Genomic DNA, 14,689 nt, shown 5'->3' with positions numbered 1-14,689 from the left:
GTCCCGGTCTGCACGTGACCGGGGCCATTTCCGCAGGATTGTCCAACCACAATCGTTACCGCTCGAGGAGAAGACCTTGAAGAGCACCGTCGAGCAGCTGAGCCCGACGCGAGTCAAGATCAATGTCGAGGTGCCGTTCGCGGAGCTCAAGCCGAACTTCGACCGCGCCTACCGCAAGATCGCCCAGCAGGTGCGCATCCCGGGCTTCCGGCCCGGCAAGGCGCCCGCTCGCGTCCTGGAAAGCCGGATCGGGCGTGGCCCGGTGCTCGACGAGGTCGTCAACGAGGCCATCCCGGCCAAGTACATGGAGGCGGTCCGCGAGAACGAGGTCCGCACGCTCGGGAACCCGGAGTTCGACGTCACGAAGCTCGAGGACCGCGACGTCCTGGAGTTCACCGCCGAGGTGGACGTGCGCCCGGAGATCGAGCTGCCCGACCTCGAGGGCTTCACGGTCACCGTGGACGACGTCGAGCTGACCGACGCGGAGGTCGACGAGCAGCTCGACGAGCTGCGCGCCCGCTTCGGCACGCTGACCGGCGTCGAGCGCCCGGCCGAGACCGGCGACTTCGTCTCGATCGATCTGGCCGCGACCGTCGACGGCGAGGCCGTCGAGGAGGCCGCCACCTCGGGGCTGTCCTACGAGATCGGCTCCGGCCAGCTCGTGGACGGCATCGACGAGGCGATCGTCGGCGCGAACGCCGGCGAGACCAAGACGTTCACCACCCAGCTCGTCGCCGGCGACCACGCCGGCAAGGACGCCGAGGTGACCGTGACCGTCCAGTCGGTCAAGCAGCGCGAGCTGCCGGAGGCCGACGACGAGTTCGCCCAGATGGCCAGCGAGTTCGACACGATCGACGAACTGAAGAGCGACCTTCGCGAGCGGCTCGGCCGCGTCAAGAAGATGCAGCAGGGCGTCCAGGCGCGCGACAAGGTGCTCGAAGAGCTCCTCGAGCGCACCGAGGTGCCGATCCCGGAGAAGGTCCTCGACGCCGAGATCGAGAACCGCAAGCACGACGCGATCCACCCGTTCGACCACGACGAGGCCCAGTTCGCCCAGGCCCTCGAGGCCGAGGGCCGCACGCTGGAGGAGTTCGACGCGGAGACCCGCACCGAGTCGGAGAAGGCCGTCCGCACGCAGCTGCTGCTGGACACCATCGCCGACAAGGAGCAGGTCTCGGTCAACGACGGAGAGCTCACCGAGCGGATCATCTACCAGGCCCAGCGCTTCGGGATCAGCCCGGACGAGTACGTCCAGCGGGCCCAGCAGTCCGGTCAGCTGACCGCGATCTACGCCGACGTCCGCCGCGGCAAGGCCCTGGCCTCCGTGGTCCGCAAGGCCGCCGTCACCGACGGTTCGGGTGCCGAGGTCGACCTTTCCGAGCTGTTCGGCGCCGAGGAACCGGCCGCCGACGCCGCATCCGAGGAGACGCCGGCCACCGAAGAGGCGGCGAAGACTCCCGCGGAGTGAAGCTGTGAGCGAACTTGGGCGGTGTCAGGCATTCTGCGCCGCCCAAGTTCGTTAGGGTCGATTGCAAGATCTCAAGCACTTGAAACGACAGCGGCGGTCGCCGGTACGGGACCGCCGTCGGCGAAAAGGCAGGCAGACGTGACGCAGCACACGCCCGAGGCGCGGACCGGAACCGCAGGGCTCACCCTCACCGACTCGGTGTTCGAGCGGTTGCTCCAGGAGCGCATCGTCGTCCTCGGTTCCGAGGTGAACGACGAGATCGCCAACCGGATCACCGCGCAGCTGTTGCTGCTCGACGCGGACGACGCCGAGTCCGACATCCGCTTCTACATCAACTCGCCGGGTGGCTCGGTCACGGCCGGGTTCGCCATCTACGACACCATGCAGCTCATCCGCCCGGACGTCGCGACCTACGCGATGGGCATGGCGGCCTCGATGGGGCAGTTCCTGCTCTCCTCGGGCACGCCCGGCAAGCGCTACTCGCTGCCGCACGCGCGGATCCTGATGCACCAGCCGTCGGCGGGCGTCGGCGGTACCGCGTCGGACATCGCGATCCAGGCGGACCTGTTCAACAAGTGGAAGCGCGAACTGGCCCAGATCACCGCGGACCAGACCGGGCAGACGGTCGAGCAGATCATCGCGGACGGCGACCGCGACCGCTGGTTCACCGCGCAGGAGGCGAAGGACTACGGGTTCGTCGACCACGTCCTGACCGCCGACATCGCCCGTCCGGGCTCGAACTGAGCCGAAGCACCAAGGAGAGTTCCATGAGCAACTTCAGGCTCCCGGGTGACTTCCGGGCACCGACCGTCCCCCAGTCGCGGTACATCCTCCCGTCGTACGTCGAGCGCACCAGCTACGGCGTCAAGGAGTCGAACCCGTACAACAAGCTGTACGAGGAGCGCGTCATCTTCCTCGGCGTGCAGGTGGACGACGCGTCGGCCAACGACGTGATGGCCCAGCTGCTGCACCTCGAGCACGAGGACCCGGACCGCGACATCCTGATCTACATCAACTCGCCGGGTGGCTCGTTCACCTCGCTGATGGCGATCTACGACACCATGCAGTTCGTCCGCCCGGACATCCAGACGTACTGCCTCGGCCAGGCCGCCTCCGCGGCCGCCGTGCTGCTGGCGGCCGGCACCCCGGGCAAGCGCTACGCGCTGCCCAACTCACGGGTGCTGATCCACCAGCCGGCCACCGAGGGCACCTACGGCCAGGTCTCCGACCTGGAGATCCAGGCGAACGAGATCCAGCGGGTGCGGCGCCAGATGGAGGTCATCCTGGCCAAGCACACCGGCAAGGACGCCGACCAGATCCGCAAGGACATCGAGCGGGACAAGATCCTCACGGCCGACGAGGCCAAGTCGTACGGCATCATCGACGAGGTGCTGCCGTACCGTAAGGCGTCGGCTCTCTAGATCCGCCAGGCCGGTGTATGCCGAGAAGACGACATACACCGGCACTCTGGTTTAGGGTCGTCCTTCTGACGTGCTCCCGGTGGCCGTGGGTGTTCCCGCCCACGGCATCGGACGGGTACCGTCAGTGGCAATGCGTGAGGCTCCGCCCGGTCGTCCGTGATCGGGGCCGCACCGTCGCAACACACGTCAGGCGCGGACAACCGCGCCGGAGGGGACGAGGTCACAGGCCATGGCACGGATCGGTGACGGCGGAGACCTGCTGAAGTGTTCTTTCTGCGGGAAGAGCCAGAAGCAGGTGAAGAAGCTCATTGCCGGCCCCGGGGTCTACATCTGCGATGAGTGCATCGACCTCTGCAACGAGATCATCGAGGAGGAGCTGGCCGAGGCCGGCGACGTCAAGCTCGACGAGCTGCCCAAGCCCGCCGACATCCACGAGTTCCTCGAGCAGTACATCATCGGCCAGAACGACGCCAAGCGGACCCTCGCGGTAGCGGTCTACAACCACTACAAGCGGATCCAGGCGGACGACAAGGCCGGGCCGAAGGACTCCAAGGAGGAGTCGGTCGAGCTCGCCAAGTCGAACATCCTGATGCTCGGCCCCACCGGGTGCGGCAAGACCTACCTCGCGCAGACCCTGGCGAAGCTGCTGAACGTGCCGTTCGCGATCGCGGACGCCACGGCGCTCACCGAAGCCGGGTACGTCGGCGAGGACGTCGAGAACATCCTGCTCAAGCTCATCCAGGCGGCGGACTACGACGTCAAGCGGGCCGAGACCGGGATCATCTACATCGACGAGGTCGACAAGATCGCCCGCAAGTCGGAGAACCCGTCGATCACGCGCGACGTCTCCGGCGAGGGCGTGCAGCAGGCCCTGCTGAAGATCCTCGAGGGCACCACCGCCTCGGTCCCGCCGCAGGGCGGCCGCAAGCACCCGCACCAGGAGTTCATCCAGATCGACACGACGAACGTGCTGTTCATCGTGGCCGGCGCGTTCGCCGGGCTGGAGAAGATCATCAACGAGCGGGTCGGCAAGCGCGGCCTCGGCTTCGGCGCGGAGATCCGCACCAAGTCCGAGATCGAGGAGAGCGACGTCTTCTCCGACACCATGCCCGAGGACCTGATCAAGTTCGGGCTGATCCCGGAGTTCATCGGCCGGCTCCCGGTCGTCGCGACGGTCAGCCACCTGGACAAGGAATCGCTGGTCAGCATCCTCACCCAGCCGCGCAACGCCCTGGTGAAGCAGTACAAGAAGCTCTTCGAGATGGACAACGTCGAGCTCGAGTTCACCAAGACCGCGCTCGAGGCCATCGCCGACCAGGCGGTGCTGCGCGGGACCGGTGCCCGCGGGCTGCGCGCCATCATGGAAGAAGTGCTCCAGCCGGTGATGTACGACATCCCGAGCCGCGACGACGTGGCGAAGGTCGTCATCACCGAGCAGACCGTCCGGGAGAACGTGAACCCGACGATCGTCGCCCGGCAGCCGACGCGGCGCGCGCGCAGCGAGCGCGGCGAGAAGTCGGCCTGACCCCGGGCGTCTCCGGGCCGCCCGGCTCGGAGACCGACAGGAAAGCTGAATGACTGCTGACTCTTTCCCGGGTACCGGGGCCACGGCCACCGGCGGCGGCGTGCAGGCACCGCCTCCGCCGGAGCCTGCCCCGGTGCCCGCCGGGGACGCCCCGGCCGGGACGACGCTCGGGTTCCGTGAGCTGAGCGAGCGCGTGATCGCGTCCGTCTTCGAGCGGTACCGGTGGCTGAACCGCGTCCTGATGGGCGTGCTGGCCGTGTGCACCGGCACCTGCGTGGTGGCGGTGGTGTCGCGGCTGTCGCCGTTGCCGCTGATCCCGGTGCCGCTGTTCCTCGTCGCGGGGTACGGCCTCTGGCAGGCCCGTGGCGTCGAGGACCGTCGGCAGCTGTTCAACTGGGTGCTCCTGTTCGCCCTCGCCACGCTGGTGGGGTTCTGGCTGATCTCCGTCGTCGGCCGCTGGGTGGAGTGACCGGCTTCCGCCGTCCGGACCGTTTGAAGTTCACGGGTGCTGGGTAGGACCCACCCGTGGTAGATGCCCTCAGACCCTTTCGGCATCCGGCACTGTTCTACCGCGGTGACACCGAGTACCTGGACGGCCTCGTTCCGTTCCTGGACGAAGGGCTCGACCGAGGCGAACCGGTCGCCGTCGCCGTCCCCGGCCGTAACCTCCTGCTCGTGGAGAAGGCCCTCGGTCCCCGCTCGGGCGAGGTGCGGCTGATCGACCTGCACCAGGCGGGCCGCAACCCCGGAGCGATCCTGCCGACGGTCCTGCTCGCCTTCGCGGGCGAGCACGCGGGCCCGGTGCGGATCGCCGTCGAGCCGGTCTGGCCCGGTCGCTCCGCCGCCGAATACCCCGCGTGCGTGCTGCACGAAGCGCTCATCAACACGGCCTTCGCGGGCCGGCCGGTTGCGGTGCTCTGCCCGTACGACACGGCGGCCCTGTCGCCCGAGGTCCTGGCCGACGCCGGGCGCACCCACCCGGAGCTGTGGGCGCCCGCGGGCCGTTCGGCCAGCCCGCACTACGACCCCGACCGCGTCCGCGCCGACCTCACGAGGCCCCTCGAGCCCCCGGCGGCCGCGGTCGAGCGCGCGTTCGACGTCGCCCAGCTGGCCACGCTGCGCGGCTTCACCGAGATCTGGGCCGCCCGCCACGGCCTGCGGCGCCCGCGCCGCGACGACTTCGCGCTGGCGGTCGCCGAGCTGACCACGAACAGCGTGCTCTACGGCGGCGGCACGGGCGTGCTGCGGCTGTGGGCGGAGGACGAGCACGTCGTGGCGGAGGTGACCGACGACGGCACGATCACCGAGCCACTGGCCGGCCGCGTCCCACCCCCGGCGGCAAGCCTAGGCGGCCGCGGTCTCCTGCTGGTCAACCGCCTGGCCGACCTGGTCCGCACGTACTGGGTCCCAGGCCGCACGACGACCCGGGTCCACTTCCTCCGCTAGACCCCGCGGGCGCCTGGTCTCGCATGCCTGCCCGCTGGGCTTCGGTGGGTTCGGGCCTAGGGGCGTGTTGTCGGGCCGCAGGAGTCGACCCCTTGGGCGCCGCGGTGCCCGGGTTCTCGGTGCTCGGGGCCTGCCGGGCCGCACGAGGCGAACCCTCGGGCGGGCGCGGTGCGTTGCCAGGCCGCGCGACGACCCAGGGTCCGCTTCCGCCGCCGAGGGCTTCCGCACGGTCGGCCCGGGAGCCGACCCTCTGCGTACGCCCCTAGACGGTGGTCCGGGGGACGTGCTTGCCGAGGAAGCTGACCAGGCTCGGCACCACGGTCTTGTTGAACGTGTCCCCGTGCTTGCCGTGGGCCGTGTGGGCCACCGCCGGGTGGGCCGCGTCGATGTAGCGGCGGACGCCCGTGATGAACGAGTCCTCCGTGCCGCACCAGATGGCGTTGGCCACGCCCTTCGTCTCGTCGATGTGGCGCAGCGGGTCGAGGGACACCCAGTCCTCCATGCCCGTGAAGATGTGGCGCTTGGCCATCTCCGGCCAGTTCGTGATCAGGGCCGGCGCCAGCGTGGCGACCGCCGCGGGCGGCTGGCGGCGCTCCACCCGGCGGCGCGTGTACAGCAGCGCGCCGAAGCCGCCCATCGAGACGCCCGTGCAGGCGAACGGCTGGCCCGTGTCACCCGCGAAGCCGCGGGCCCGGAGCCACTGGGGGACCTCCTCCAGCAGCATCGCCATCGGGTCGTCGTTCGGGTGGACCTGGTGCCAGTAGTTGTCGCCGCCGTCGACGGCGACGAGGCCGTACGCCGGGACGGCCTTGCGGGCGACGTCGCTGGAGAGCTGCTTGAGCGTGCCGGTCGGGGCCGCGCTGCGGGCGTTGCCGTGCAGGCCGTGCAGCATCAGCGACATCGGGAGCCCGCGCGGCGGGGTCTTCGACGGCAGCAGGAACACCAGGTCGACCATCCGGCCGCGGGCTTCGGAGTAGACGCGCTCGACGCGCGTGCTGCCCAGCTGGGTCGTCGGGTTCGACGACGCGACGCCGACGGCCCGCTGCAGGGCCGGGCTGAAGGGGAGCTTGCCGGTGGCGGTGCCCACGGCGAGGCCGGTCACGGCCAGCCCGGACGCGCCCGCGATCAGCACCGAGCGGCGGCTCAGCCACCGCCGGGCGTCCCGCACCGCCGCGGCGCCGGGCGTCTCCGGAGCCCCGTCCTGGGTCTCGGGCTCACCCAGGGTCGCCGGAGGGTGGACCCGGTCCTCGGACCGCTTCACCTCACCCGGTGTGACCGGGGTCGCGCCCCGGTCCCCGTCCTTCTCGTCCACCTGTCTCCGTCCCCCGCCTGCTGCACCTAGGACGCCGCGCACCCGCTCCGCGTTCCCCCGCGTCCTGCCTCCGCCGGGTCAATCGTTCCCACCTTGCCCGGCGTTTCCGTTCCGCGCTCGCCAAGTCGCGACAGCTGCCCCGGCCGAGCGACGGGCCCGGTCCACAGTGTCCCCGAGACCGACCGCCAGGGTCACGCCCAGGGGGATCAAGATGTGGTCAATTCCCTGCTCACCGGGCCCGAAATGCCCGGAAGCCTCCAGAGTGACGAACCCGTGCAGCGCGCTCCACAGCTGCGACGCCGCCTGGTACTTGTCGACCGGCCGGAACCGCCCGGCCTCGATGGCCCGCTCGGTCGCCCGGACGATGTGCTCGAACGCCACCAGGCCCTCCTGGGCGGCTTCGCGGCCTTCCTCGGTGGTGAGGTCCGACAGCGTCGCCCGCTTGCCGCCGGGCGCGGACTGCCCGAACGTCACGGCGAACAGCTGCGGCTGCTCGGCGACGGCCTGCCGGTAGGTGCGGGCCAGGCTGAAGACGTCCGCCACCGGGTCGTCGGTCTCCCCGACCTCGGCCAGCCACGCGGACAGGCGCAGGAACCCGGCGCGCGCCACCTCGTCGACCAGCGCCGCCATGCCCCCGAAGTGGGTGTAGACGGCCATCGTCGAGACGCCGACCTCCGCCGCGAGCTTGCGAGCCTGCAGCGCTTCGGGGCCGTCGTCGTCGAGCAGGCGGATGGCGGCTTCGACGAGCCGCGCCTTGACGTCGGTCGCGCGAGGTTTCGGGCTCATGCTTGCCAGTATCTCATAACCCTGTTATAAATGGATCCATAACCGAGTTATGTATTTGAGGGGTCAGCCATGGGCAACAAGTTCCTCGAGGGCAACTTCGCCCCGGTCAGCCGGGAGCACACGATCACCGAACTGGCCGTCACGGGGCGGATTCCGGACTTCCTCGACGGCCGCTACCTGCGCAACGGCCCCAACCCGCTGTCCGAAGTGGACCCGGCGGCCTACCACTGGTTCATGGGCGACGGCATGGTCCACGGCGTCCGCCTGCGCGACGGGAAGGCCGAGTGGTACCGCAACCGCTGGGTGCGCAACCCGGCCGTCACGGCGGTGCTGGAGGGGGAGGGCCCGAGCCGGTTCTGCGGGCTGGACGCGCTCGGCGCCAACACCAACGTCATCGGCCACGCCGGCAAGACGCTCGCCCTGGTCGAGGCGGGCGCGCCGATCTACGAGCTGACCGACGAGCTCGACACCACCGGCGTCTGCGACTTCGACGGCACGCTCCGGGGCGGCTACACCGCCCACCCGAAGCGTGACCCGCGCACCGGCGAGCTGCACGCCGTCTCGTACTTCTTCGGCATGGGCAACAAGGTCCAGTACTCGGTGATCGACGCCGGGGGCCGCGCCCGCCGCACGGTCGACATCGAGGTCACCGGCTCGCCGATGATGCACGACTTCTCCCTGACCGAGCGGCACGTGATCTTCTACGACCTGCCGGTGACGTTCAACGCCGAGATGGCCGTCGCGGCCGGGGTGCCCAGCGCGCTGCGCACGCCCGCGAAGCTGGTGCTCTCGGCGATGGTCGGCAAGGTGCGCGTGCCGGACCCGATGACCGCGATGATGGCGCGCAAGATCGGCGCGAACGGCGGCCTGCCCTACCGCTGGGACCCGAAGTACCCGGCGCGGATCGGCGTGATGCCGCGTGAGGGCGGCAACGGCGACGTCCGCTGGTTCGACGTCGAACCCTGCTACGTCTTCCACCCGCTCAACGCCTACGACGACGGCGACAGCGTCGTGCTCGACGTCGTCCGCCACGCGCGGATGTTCGACCGCGAGCTGCACGGCCCGGGCGAGGACAACCCGACGCTGGATCGGTGGACCGTCGACCTGGTCGCCGGGAAGGTCCTGGAGGAGCGGCTCGACGACCGCGGCCAGGAGTTCCCGCGCGTCGACGAGCGGCTCGTCGGCCGCCGCCACCGCTTCGGCTACACGATGTCCGCCGACGGCGGCGCGAACCCGGGCGGTTCGCTGTTCAAGCACGACTTCCACACCGGGTCGCGCCAGGAACGCGCGTTCGGCGCGGGCCGCCAGCCCGGCGAGTTCGTGTTCGTGCCGTGCCACGACGACGCGGCCGAGGACGACGGCGTCCTGATCGGTTTCGTCTTCGACCCGGCGACGCGGCGCAGCGACCTGACGCTGCTCGACGCGGGCACGATGGAGACCGTGGCCGCGATCCACCTGCCGGACCGGGTCCCCAACGGCTTCCACGGCAACTGGGTGCCGACTACGCCTTGAGGACGACGCCGCGGGCCGAATGCATCCCGCGGCCGACGCGGCCCGCCGTCGCGCGCTCCTAACGTCGGTGCCTCACCCGCACCGAACAAGGGGGACGACATGCGATCCACAGCGGTTCTGGCCGTGCTGACGGGACTTCTGGCCCTGCCCGCACCGGCGTCGGCGAGTGCGACGCCGTACCTGCCGCGGCCGACCGGTGCCCACCCGGTCGGCCTGACCACCCTCGACCTGACCGACACCTCGCGCCCCGACCCCTGGGTCCCGGGCGTGCGAGCGCGCGAGCTGATGGTGTCCGTCTGGTACCCGGCGGCCGCGCCGGGACGGCACCGGGCCCCGTACATGACCCCCGAGGAGTCCCGGCTGCTCCTGGCCGACGGCGGGATCACCACGCTGCCGGCGGACATCCTGAGCACCACCCGCACCAACGCCTTCACCGACGTCCGGCCGGAAGGCCGCGCGCGCAGCCTGCCGCTCGTGGTGCTCTCGCCCGGGTTCGAGCACGGGCGCGGCACGCTGACCGGGCTGGCCGAGGACCTGGCGAGCCACGGGTACGTGGTGGCCGCGGTCGACCACACCTACGAGAGCGTCGGCACGAGCTTCCCCGGCGGCCGGGTCACCACCTGCGCCGCCTGCGACGTCCCCGTGCACGACGAGCCCTTCTGGCAGAAGGTGGACGCCGTGCGCGCGAAGGACGTCTCCTTCGTGCTCGGCGAACTGACTGGGCCCCGGCCGAAGTGGGCGGGCGCGGGCCTGATCGACCGGTCGCGGATCGCGATGGCCGGGCACTCGGCCGGCGGCGCGGCCGCCGTCCCCGCGATGCTGGCGGACCCCCGGATCAAGGCGGGGATCGACTTCGACGGCACCACGAACCCGCCGCAGGGCGAGCTGTCCCGGCCGTTCCTGCTCCTGGGCCGGGCGGGGCAGTACACCCCCGGATCCGGCGGGCCGGCCGCGTCCTGGGCTCGGACCTGGGCGCAGCTGACCGGCTGGAAGCGCTGGATCCTGGTCGACGGCGCGGTGCACCAGTCGTTCGGCGACCTCGCCCTGCTGACCGACGAGTTCGGCATCCCGGACGGCGCCACCACACCCGGCGCCCGCGGCCTGGAGCTCACCCGGGAGTACACCCGGGCGTTCCTCGACCTGCACCTGCGGCACCGGCCACAACCGGTGCTGGACGGGCCGTCGGCGGCGAATCCCGAGGTCTCGTTCTGCGACCCGGGCGGGTGTTCCTAGGTCAGGACCCGGTGGTCGCCGGTGTAGAGGTTCATCGACTCGCCGCGCAGGAAGCCGATGAGCGTCATGCCGTTCTCCTCGGCCAGTTCGACGGCCAGCGACGACGGCGCGGACACCGCGGCCAGCAGCCCGATCCCGGCCATGGCGGCCTTCTGCACCAGCTCGAAGGACGCCCGCCCGGACACCAGCAGGCCGTGCCCGGGCGCCGGGATCCGGTCCGCCATCACGGCCCAGCCGAGCACCTTGTCCACGGCGTTGTGCCGCCCGACGTCTTCGCGGACGACGTCGATCTCGCCGTCCGGGGTGAACAGCGCCGCCGCGTGCAGGCCGCCGGTGCTGGCGAAGACCTTCTGCTTGGCGCGCAACGCCTCCGGCAGCGCGGCGAGCGTCTCGCTCTTCACCGCGAACGGCGCGGCGGCGGGGGAGAAGCGGGTCTTGAGCTTCACCGCGTCGAGCGCGGCCTTGCCGCAGACCCCGCACGAGGACGTCGTGTAGAAGTTGCGCTCGATCCCGACGTCGGGTGGCGGCACGCCGGGCGCGAGCGCGACGTCGAGGACGTTGTAGGTGTTGCGGCCCTGGTCGTCGACGCCGTCGCAGTACCGGGCGGCGGCGATGTCCTCGCGGCCGCCGATCACGCCTTCGGAGAGCAGGAAGCCTTGGGCCAGCTCGACGTCGTGGCCCGGGGTGCGCATGGTCACCGCCAGGGCGCGGCCGCCGACGCGCAGCTCCAGCGGCTCTTCGGCGGCCAGCGCGTCCGGGCGGCGCCGGTCCCCGGTCGCGGAGATCCGCCGCACCGGACGGCGCACGGTCACCCTGCCCATCGTTCGCACCCTTCTCCGCCGGAAAGTTTGACACTCGCATGGTGCAACACCGGGTATTTAGTAATACATTCCCTCCATCATCCCCACTCTACGGAGGGATCCGATGGCTCTCGGCTTCCTGGACCGTTCCCGGATCGTCGCACCCCCAGGCTGGACACGCTGGCTGGTGCCCCCGGCGGCCCTCTCGGTGCACCTGTCGATCGGGCAGGCCTACGCGTGGAGCGTCTTCAAGACCCCGCTCGAAAAGACGATGCACCTCACCGGCACGCAGAGTTCGCTGCCGTTCCAGCTCGGCATCGTGATGCTCGGGCTGTCCGCGGCGTTCGGTGGCACGCTCGTCGAGAAGAACGGCCCGCGCTGGGCGATGTTCGTCTCGATGTGCTGCTTCGCCACCGGATTCCTCGTCTCGGCGCTGGGCGTCGCGACCGGGCAGTTCTGGCTCGTCGTGGTCGGATACGGCGCGATCGGCGGTGTCGGCCTCGGAATCGGCTACATTTCCCCGGTTTCGACGCTGATCAAGTGGTTCCCGGACCGCCCGGGCATGGCCACCGGCATCGCGATCATGGGCTTCGGCGGCGGCGCGCTGATCGCGTCGCCGTGGTCGTCGTCGATGATCGGCACCACGCCGACCACGGGCAGCATCGCGACGGCGTTCCTGATCCACGGCGTCGTCTACGCGGTGTTCATGTCGCTCGGCTGGCTGATCGTGCGGGTCCCGGCCGAAGGCTGGAAGCCGGCGGGCTGGGAGCCGAAGACCGACCACGGCAAGGCCATGATCTCCGTGGCGAACGTCTCGGCGGCCAACGCCATCAAGACGCCGCAGTTCTGGCTGCTGTGGGTCGTCCTGTGCTTCAACGTCACCGCGGGCATCGGGATCCTGGAGAAGGCGTCCCCGATGATCGTGGACTTCTTCAAGAACACCTCGACCCCGGTCGGCGCGGCCGCGGCGGCGGGGTTCGTCGCGCTGCTGTCGCTGTGCAACATGCTCGGCCGGTTCGTCTGGTCGTCCACATCGGACCTGATCGGGCGCAAGAACATCTACCGCACCTACCTCGGCGTCGGGGCGGCGCTGTACCTGGTGATCGCGCTGACGTCGAATTCGTCGAAGCTCGTGTTCATCCTGTGCGCCATGGTGATCCTGTCGTTCTACGGCGGCGGGTTCGCGACGATCCCGGCGTACCTGAAGGACCTCTTCGGCACCTACCAGGTCGGCGCGATCCACGGCCGGCTGCTCACGGCGTGGTCGGTGGCCGGGGTGCTCGGCCCGCTGATCGTCAACGCGATCGCGGACAGCGAGAAGTCGGCCGGCAAGTCCGGCCCGGACCTCTACGCGACGTCGTTCTACATCATGATCGGCCTGCTCGTGGTCGGCTTCGTGGCCAACGAGCTGGTGCGCCCGGTCAAGGAGAAGTTCCACGAGCCCGCCGTGGCGGCCGAGACCGCGAGGAGCGAAGCGTGACGAACGAACCGGAGGCCCGGCCCAACCGGGTCCCGCTGATCGTGCTGGCCTGGGCGTGGGTCGTGCTGCCCTTCGCCTACGGCGTCTACGAGCTGTTCCTGAAACTGGTGCAGCTCTTCGGCTGACCGGTCGCGCCCGGGGCGGTCGCGACCGCCCCGGGACCGCGTCGGTCACACTGGGCCCATGGACTACGTCGGGCGGGTGCCCGCTCCGCCGCTCGACCGGTACGTCGACGACGTCTACTGCCTGACCGGGGTGCCGGACCACCGCCGGGTGACCGTCCCGCCGATGCCCTCGGCCCACCTGTTCGTCAACCTCGGCGCGCCCGTCCGGCTGTGGGACTCCGACCTCTCGGTGCCGTCGGCGGTGTTCACCGGCGGGTGGTTCATGGGCGTGTGGACCCGGCGGTTCCACGTCGAGTACCCCGCCCGCGTGCGGCTGGTGGGAGTGCACTTCAAGCCGTGGGGCATCTCGCCGTTCGTCGACCGGCCGGCGACCGAGCTGCGGGACCGCTGGGTGCCGGTGGACGCGGCCTGGCAGCGGTCCCTGGACCGGATCTGCGACGCGGCCGGCGACCTCGAGTCGCCGGCCGCGACGCTGCGGGTGCTCGAGGAGGAGCTGCGCTCCCGGCTCGCCCGGGCGCCCTCGCGCGGGCTCGACCTGGTCCAGCACGCGGGCGGGCAGCTGGCGACCTCCCACGGCGCGGTCCCGGTCGGGGCGCTGACCGACGCGGCCGGGGTGAGCGGCAACCACCTGGCCGCGCAGTTCAAGTCACACGTCGGGGTGACCCCGAAACGGGTGGCGCGGATCTACCGCTTCGCGCGCCTGATCCTGGCCGTGGAAGCACCGGGCCCGGTCGACTGGGCCGAGCTCGCGCACACGGCGGGCTACTTCGACCAGGCGCACCTCAGCAAGGAGTTCAAGGACTTCACCGGCCTGACGCCGACGGAGTACCTTGCCCTGCGGCGCCGGTTCCCCGCCGACCAGGCGTTCCCGCCGGTGCCCGCCGAGTGATTTCCTACAAGCACGGTCGCGCCCGGGACGGCAGGATCGTGGTGAACGCGCGAGAACCTCGAGGAGAACCTGTGGGCTCAGTCATCATGCACAGTGCGATGTCGGTGGACGGCTTCATCGCCGACGAGAAGGACGGCGTCGGGCCGCTCCACGACTGGTACGAAAACGGGGACACCCCGATCGACGGGGCCAGCGGTTTCAGCGTCTCCCGGGTCTCGGCGGAGTACATCAGCGCAATGTGGGCTTCGATCGGCGCGCTCGTGATCGGCCGCCGGCTCTTCGACCTGATGAACGGCTGGGACGGGCACCCGCCCGTCGGCGAGCACGTGGTCGTGGTGTCCCACCGCCCGAAGCCCGAAGGCTGGCACCCCGAGGCGTCGTACCACTTCGTCGACGGCGTGACGGCAGCGATCGAGAAGGCCCAGGAGCTCGCCGGGGACCGCGTCATCTCGCTGAACGCCGGCGAGGTGGCCGGCGAGGTCCTCGCGGCCGGTCTCGTGGACGAGGTGGCGATGGACCTGGTGCCCGTGGTCTTCGGCTCGGGCCGGCGCTACTTCGGCAAGGTCGACGGCCAGCACCTGCTGGAGGATCCCCACGTGGTCATCCAGGGCGAAGGGGTGCTGCACCTCGGGTTCAAGGTGCGCCGCTGAGACAAGGATGTCGCAATGTTGACATTGCGACATCAGGCCTCC

Annotated in this window: 15 protein-coding genes; 12 read left to right on the top strand and 3 right to left on the bottom strand. The window is 70.6% G+C overall.

The window, feature by feature from the left end; all coding sequences use genetic code 11:
- Positions 1-76: 76 nt before the first annotated feature.
- From tig to VA596_RS44625, 6 genes are all read left to right on the top strand, one after another.
- Positions 77-1,468 (top strand): trigger factor, encoded by a 1,392-nt coding sequence (tig, locus tag VA596_RS44650; protein ID WP_323336078.1) that lies wholly within the window; start codon positions 77-79, stop codon positions 1,466-1,468.
- Positions 1,469-1,606: 138 nt separating this feature from the next.
- Positions 1,607-2,212, top strand: coding sequence for a ClpP family protease (locus VA596_RS44645; protein WP_247055287.1), 606 nt, complete (start codon positions 1,607-1,609; stop codon positions 2,210-2,212).
- 23 nt (positions 2,213-2,235) lie between these two features.
- The gene (locus VA596_RS44640) at positions 2,236-2,889 is read left to right on the top strand and encodes an ATP-dependent Clp protease proteolytic subunit (RefSeq protein WP_323336076.1); all 654 of its coding nucleotides are present in this window, start codon (positions 2,236-2,238) and stop codon (positions 2,887-2,889) included.
- A 229-nt stretch (positions 2,890-3,118) separates the two neighbouring features.
- A complete protein-coding gene (gene clpX, locus VA596_RS44635; RefSeq protein WP_323336074.1) occupies positions 3,119-4,414 on the top strand; it encodes an ATP-dependent Clp protease ATP-binding subunit ClpX in 1,296 nt (431 codons plus the stop codon).
- 49 nt (positions 4,415-4,463) lie between these two features.
- Positions 4,464-4,883, top strand: a complete 420-nt coding sequence (locus tag VA596_RS44630; protein WP_323336072.1) for a hypothetical protein — start codon at positions 4,464-4,466, stop codon at positions 4,881-4,883.
- Between the two features lie 56 nt (positions 4,884-4,939).
- Positions 4,940-5,860: an anti-sigma factor RsbA family regulatory protein gene (locus VA596_RS44625; protein WP_323336071.1), complete on the top strand. Its 921-nt coding sequence runs from the start codon at positions 4,940-4,942 to the stop codon at positions 5,858-5,860.
- Between the two features lie 262 nt (positions 5,861-6,122).
- Here the strand turns inward: VA596_RS44625 and VA596_RS44620 are convergent, their stop codons facing one another.
- Together VA596_RS44620 and VA596_RS44615 are read right to left on the bottom strand one after the other, a co-directional pair.
- Entirely contained in the window at positions 6,123-7,082 is a 960-nt protein-coding gene (locus VA596_RS44620) for an alpha/beta hydrolase (RefSeq protein WP_410171976.1), read from the bottom strand.
- 168 nt (positions 7,083-7,250) lie between these two features.
- The gene (locus tag VA596_RS44615) at positions 7,251-7,958 is read right to left on the bottom strand and encodes a TetR/AcrR family transcriptional regulator (RefSeq protein ID WP_323336069.1); all 708 of its coding nucleotides are present in this window, start codon (positions 7,956-7,958) and stop codon (positions 7,251-7,253) included.
- Between the two features lie 69 nt (positions 7,959-8,027).
- Between VA596_RS44615 and VA596_RS44610 the strand changes: the two genes are divergently transcribed.
- Both VA596_RS44610 and VA596_RS44605 read left to right on the top strand, forming a co-directional pair.
- Positions 8,028-9,470 carry a carotenoid oxygenase family protein gene (locus tag VA596_RS44610; RefSeq protein ID WP_323336067.1) on the top strand — a complete coding sequence of 481 codons (1,443 nt, stop codon included), beginning with the start codon at positions 8,028-8,030 and terminating at the stop codon, positions 9,468-9,470.
- A 99-nt stretch (positions 9,471-9,569) separates the two neighbouring features.
- Positions 9,570-10,703: an alpha/beta hydrolase family protein gene (locus VA596_RS44605; RefSeq protein WP_323336065.1), complete on the top strand. Its 1,134-nt coding sequence runs from the start codon at positions 9,570-9,572 to the stop codon at positions 10,701-10,703.
- On the opposite strand, the gene fdhD is transcribed toward VA596_RS44605, so the two are convergent.
- Positions 10,700-11,524: a formate dehydrogenase accessory sulfurtransferase FdhD gene (gene fdhD / locus VA596_RS44600; protein WP_323336063.1), complete on the bottom strand. Its 825-nt coding sequence runs from the start codon at positions 11,522-11,524 to the stop codon at positions 10,700-10,702. The two genes, VA596_RS44605 and fdhD, sit on opposite strands and share 4 nt — an antisense overlap.
- 103 nt (positions 11,525-11,627) lie before the next feature.
- Here fdhD and VA596_RS44595 point away from each other — a divergent pair, with 103 nt between their 5' ends.
- The 4 genes from VA596_RS44595 (at position 11,628) to VA596_RS44580 (ending at position 14,647) form a co-directional block, all read left to right on the top strand.
- Complete coding sequence (locus tag VA596_RS44595; protein ID WP_323336061.1) at positions 11,628-12,983, top strand: L-lactate MFS transporter; 1,356 nt, start codon at positions 11,628-11,630, stop codon at positions 12,981-12,983.
- On the top strand, positions 12,980-13,108 hold the full coding sequence (locus tag VA596_RS44590; protein ID WP_323336059.1) for an MFS transporter small subunit: 129 nt from the start codon (positions 12,980-12,982) through the stop codon (positions 13,106-13,108). The genes VA596_RS44595 and VA596_RS44590 overlap by 4 nt, the downstream gene beginning before the upstream one ends.
- A 58-nt stretch (positions 13,109-13,166) precedes the next feature.
- Complete coding sequence (locus tag VA596_RS44585) at positions 13,167-13,997, top strand: helix-turn-helix domain-containing protein (protein ID WP_323336057.1); 831 nt, start codon at positions 13,167-13,169, stop codon at positions 13,995-13,997.
- Positions 13,998-14,068: 71 nt separating this feature from the next.
- Positions 14,069-14,647, top strand: coding sequence for a dihydrofolate reductase family protein (locus VA596_RS44580; RefSeq protein WP_323336055.1), 579 nt, complete (start codon positions 14,069-14,071; stop codon positions 14,645-14,647).
- Positions 14,648-14,689: the final 42 nt, after the last annotated feature.

This window comes from Amycolatopsis heterodermiae (genome assembly GCF_034929455.1).
Lineage (GTDB): Bacteria > Actinomycetota > Actinomycetes > Mycobacteriales > Pseudonocardiaceae > Amycolatopsis > Amycolatopsis heterodermiae.
The sequence above is the reverse complement of the archived record's forward strand: the minus strand, read 5'-3'. Positions and strand labels throughout refer to the sequence as shown.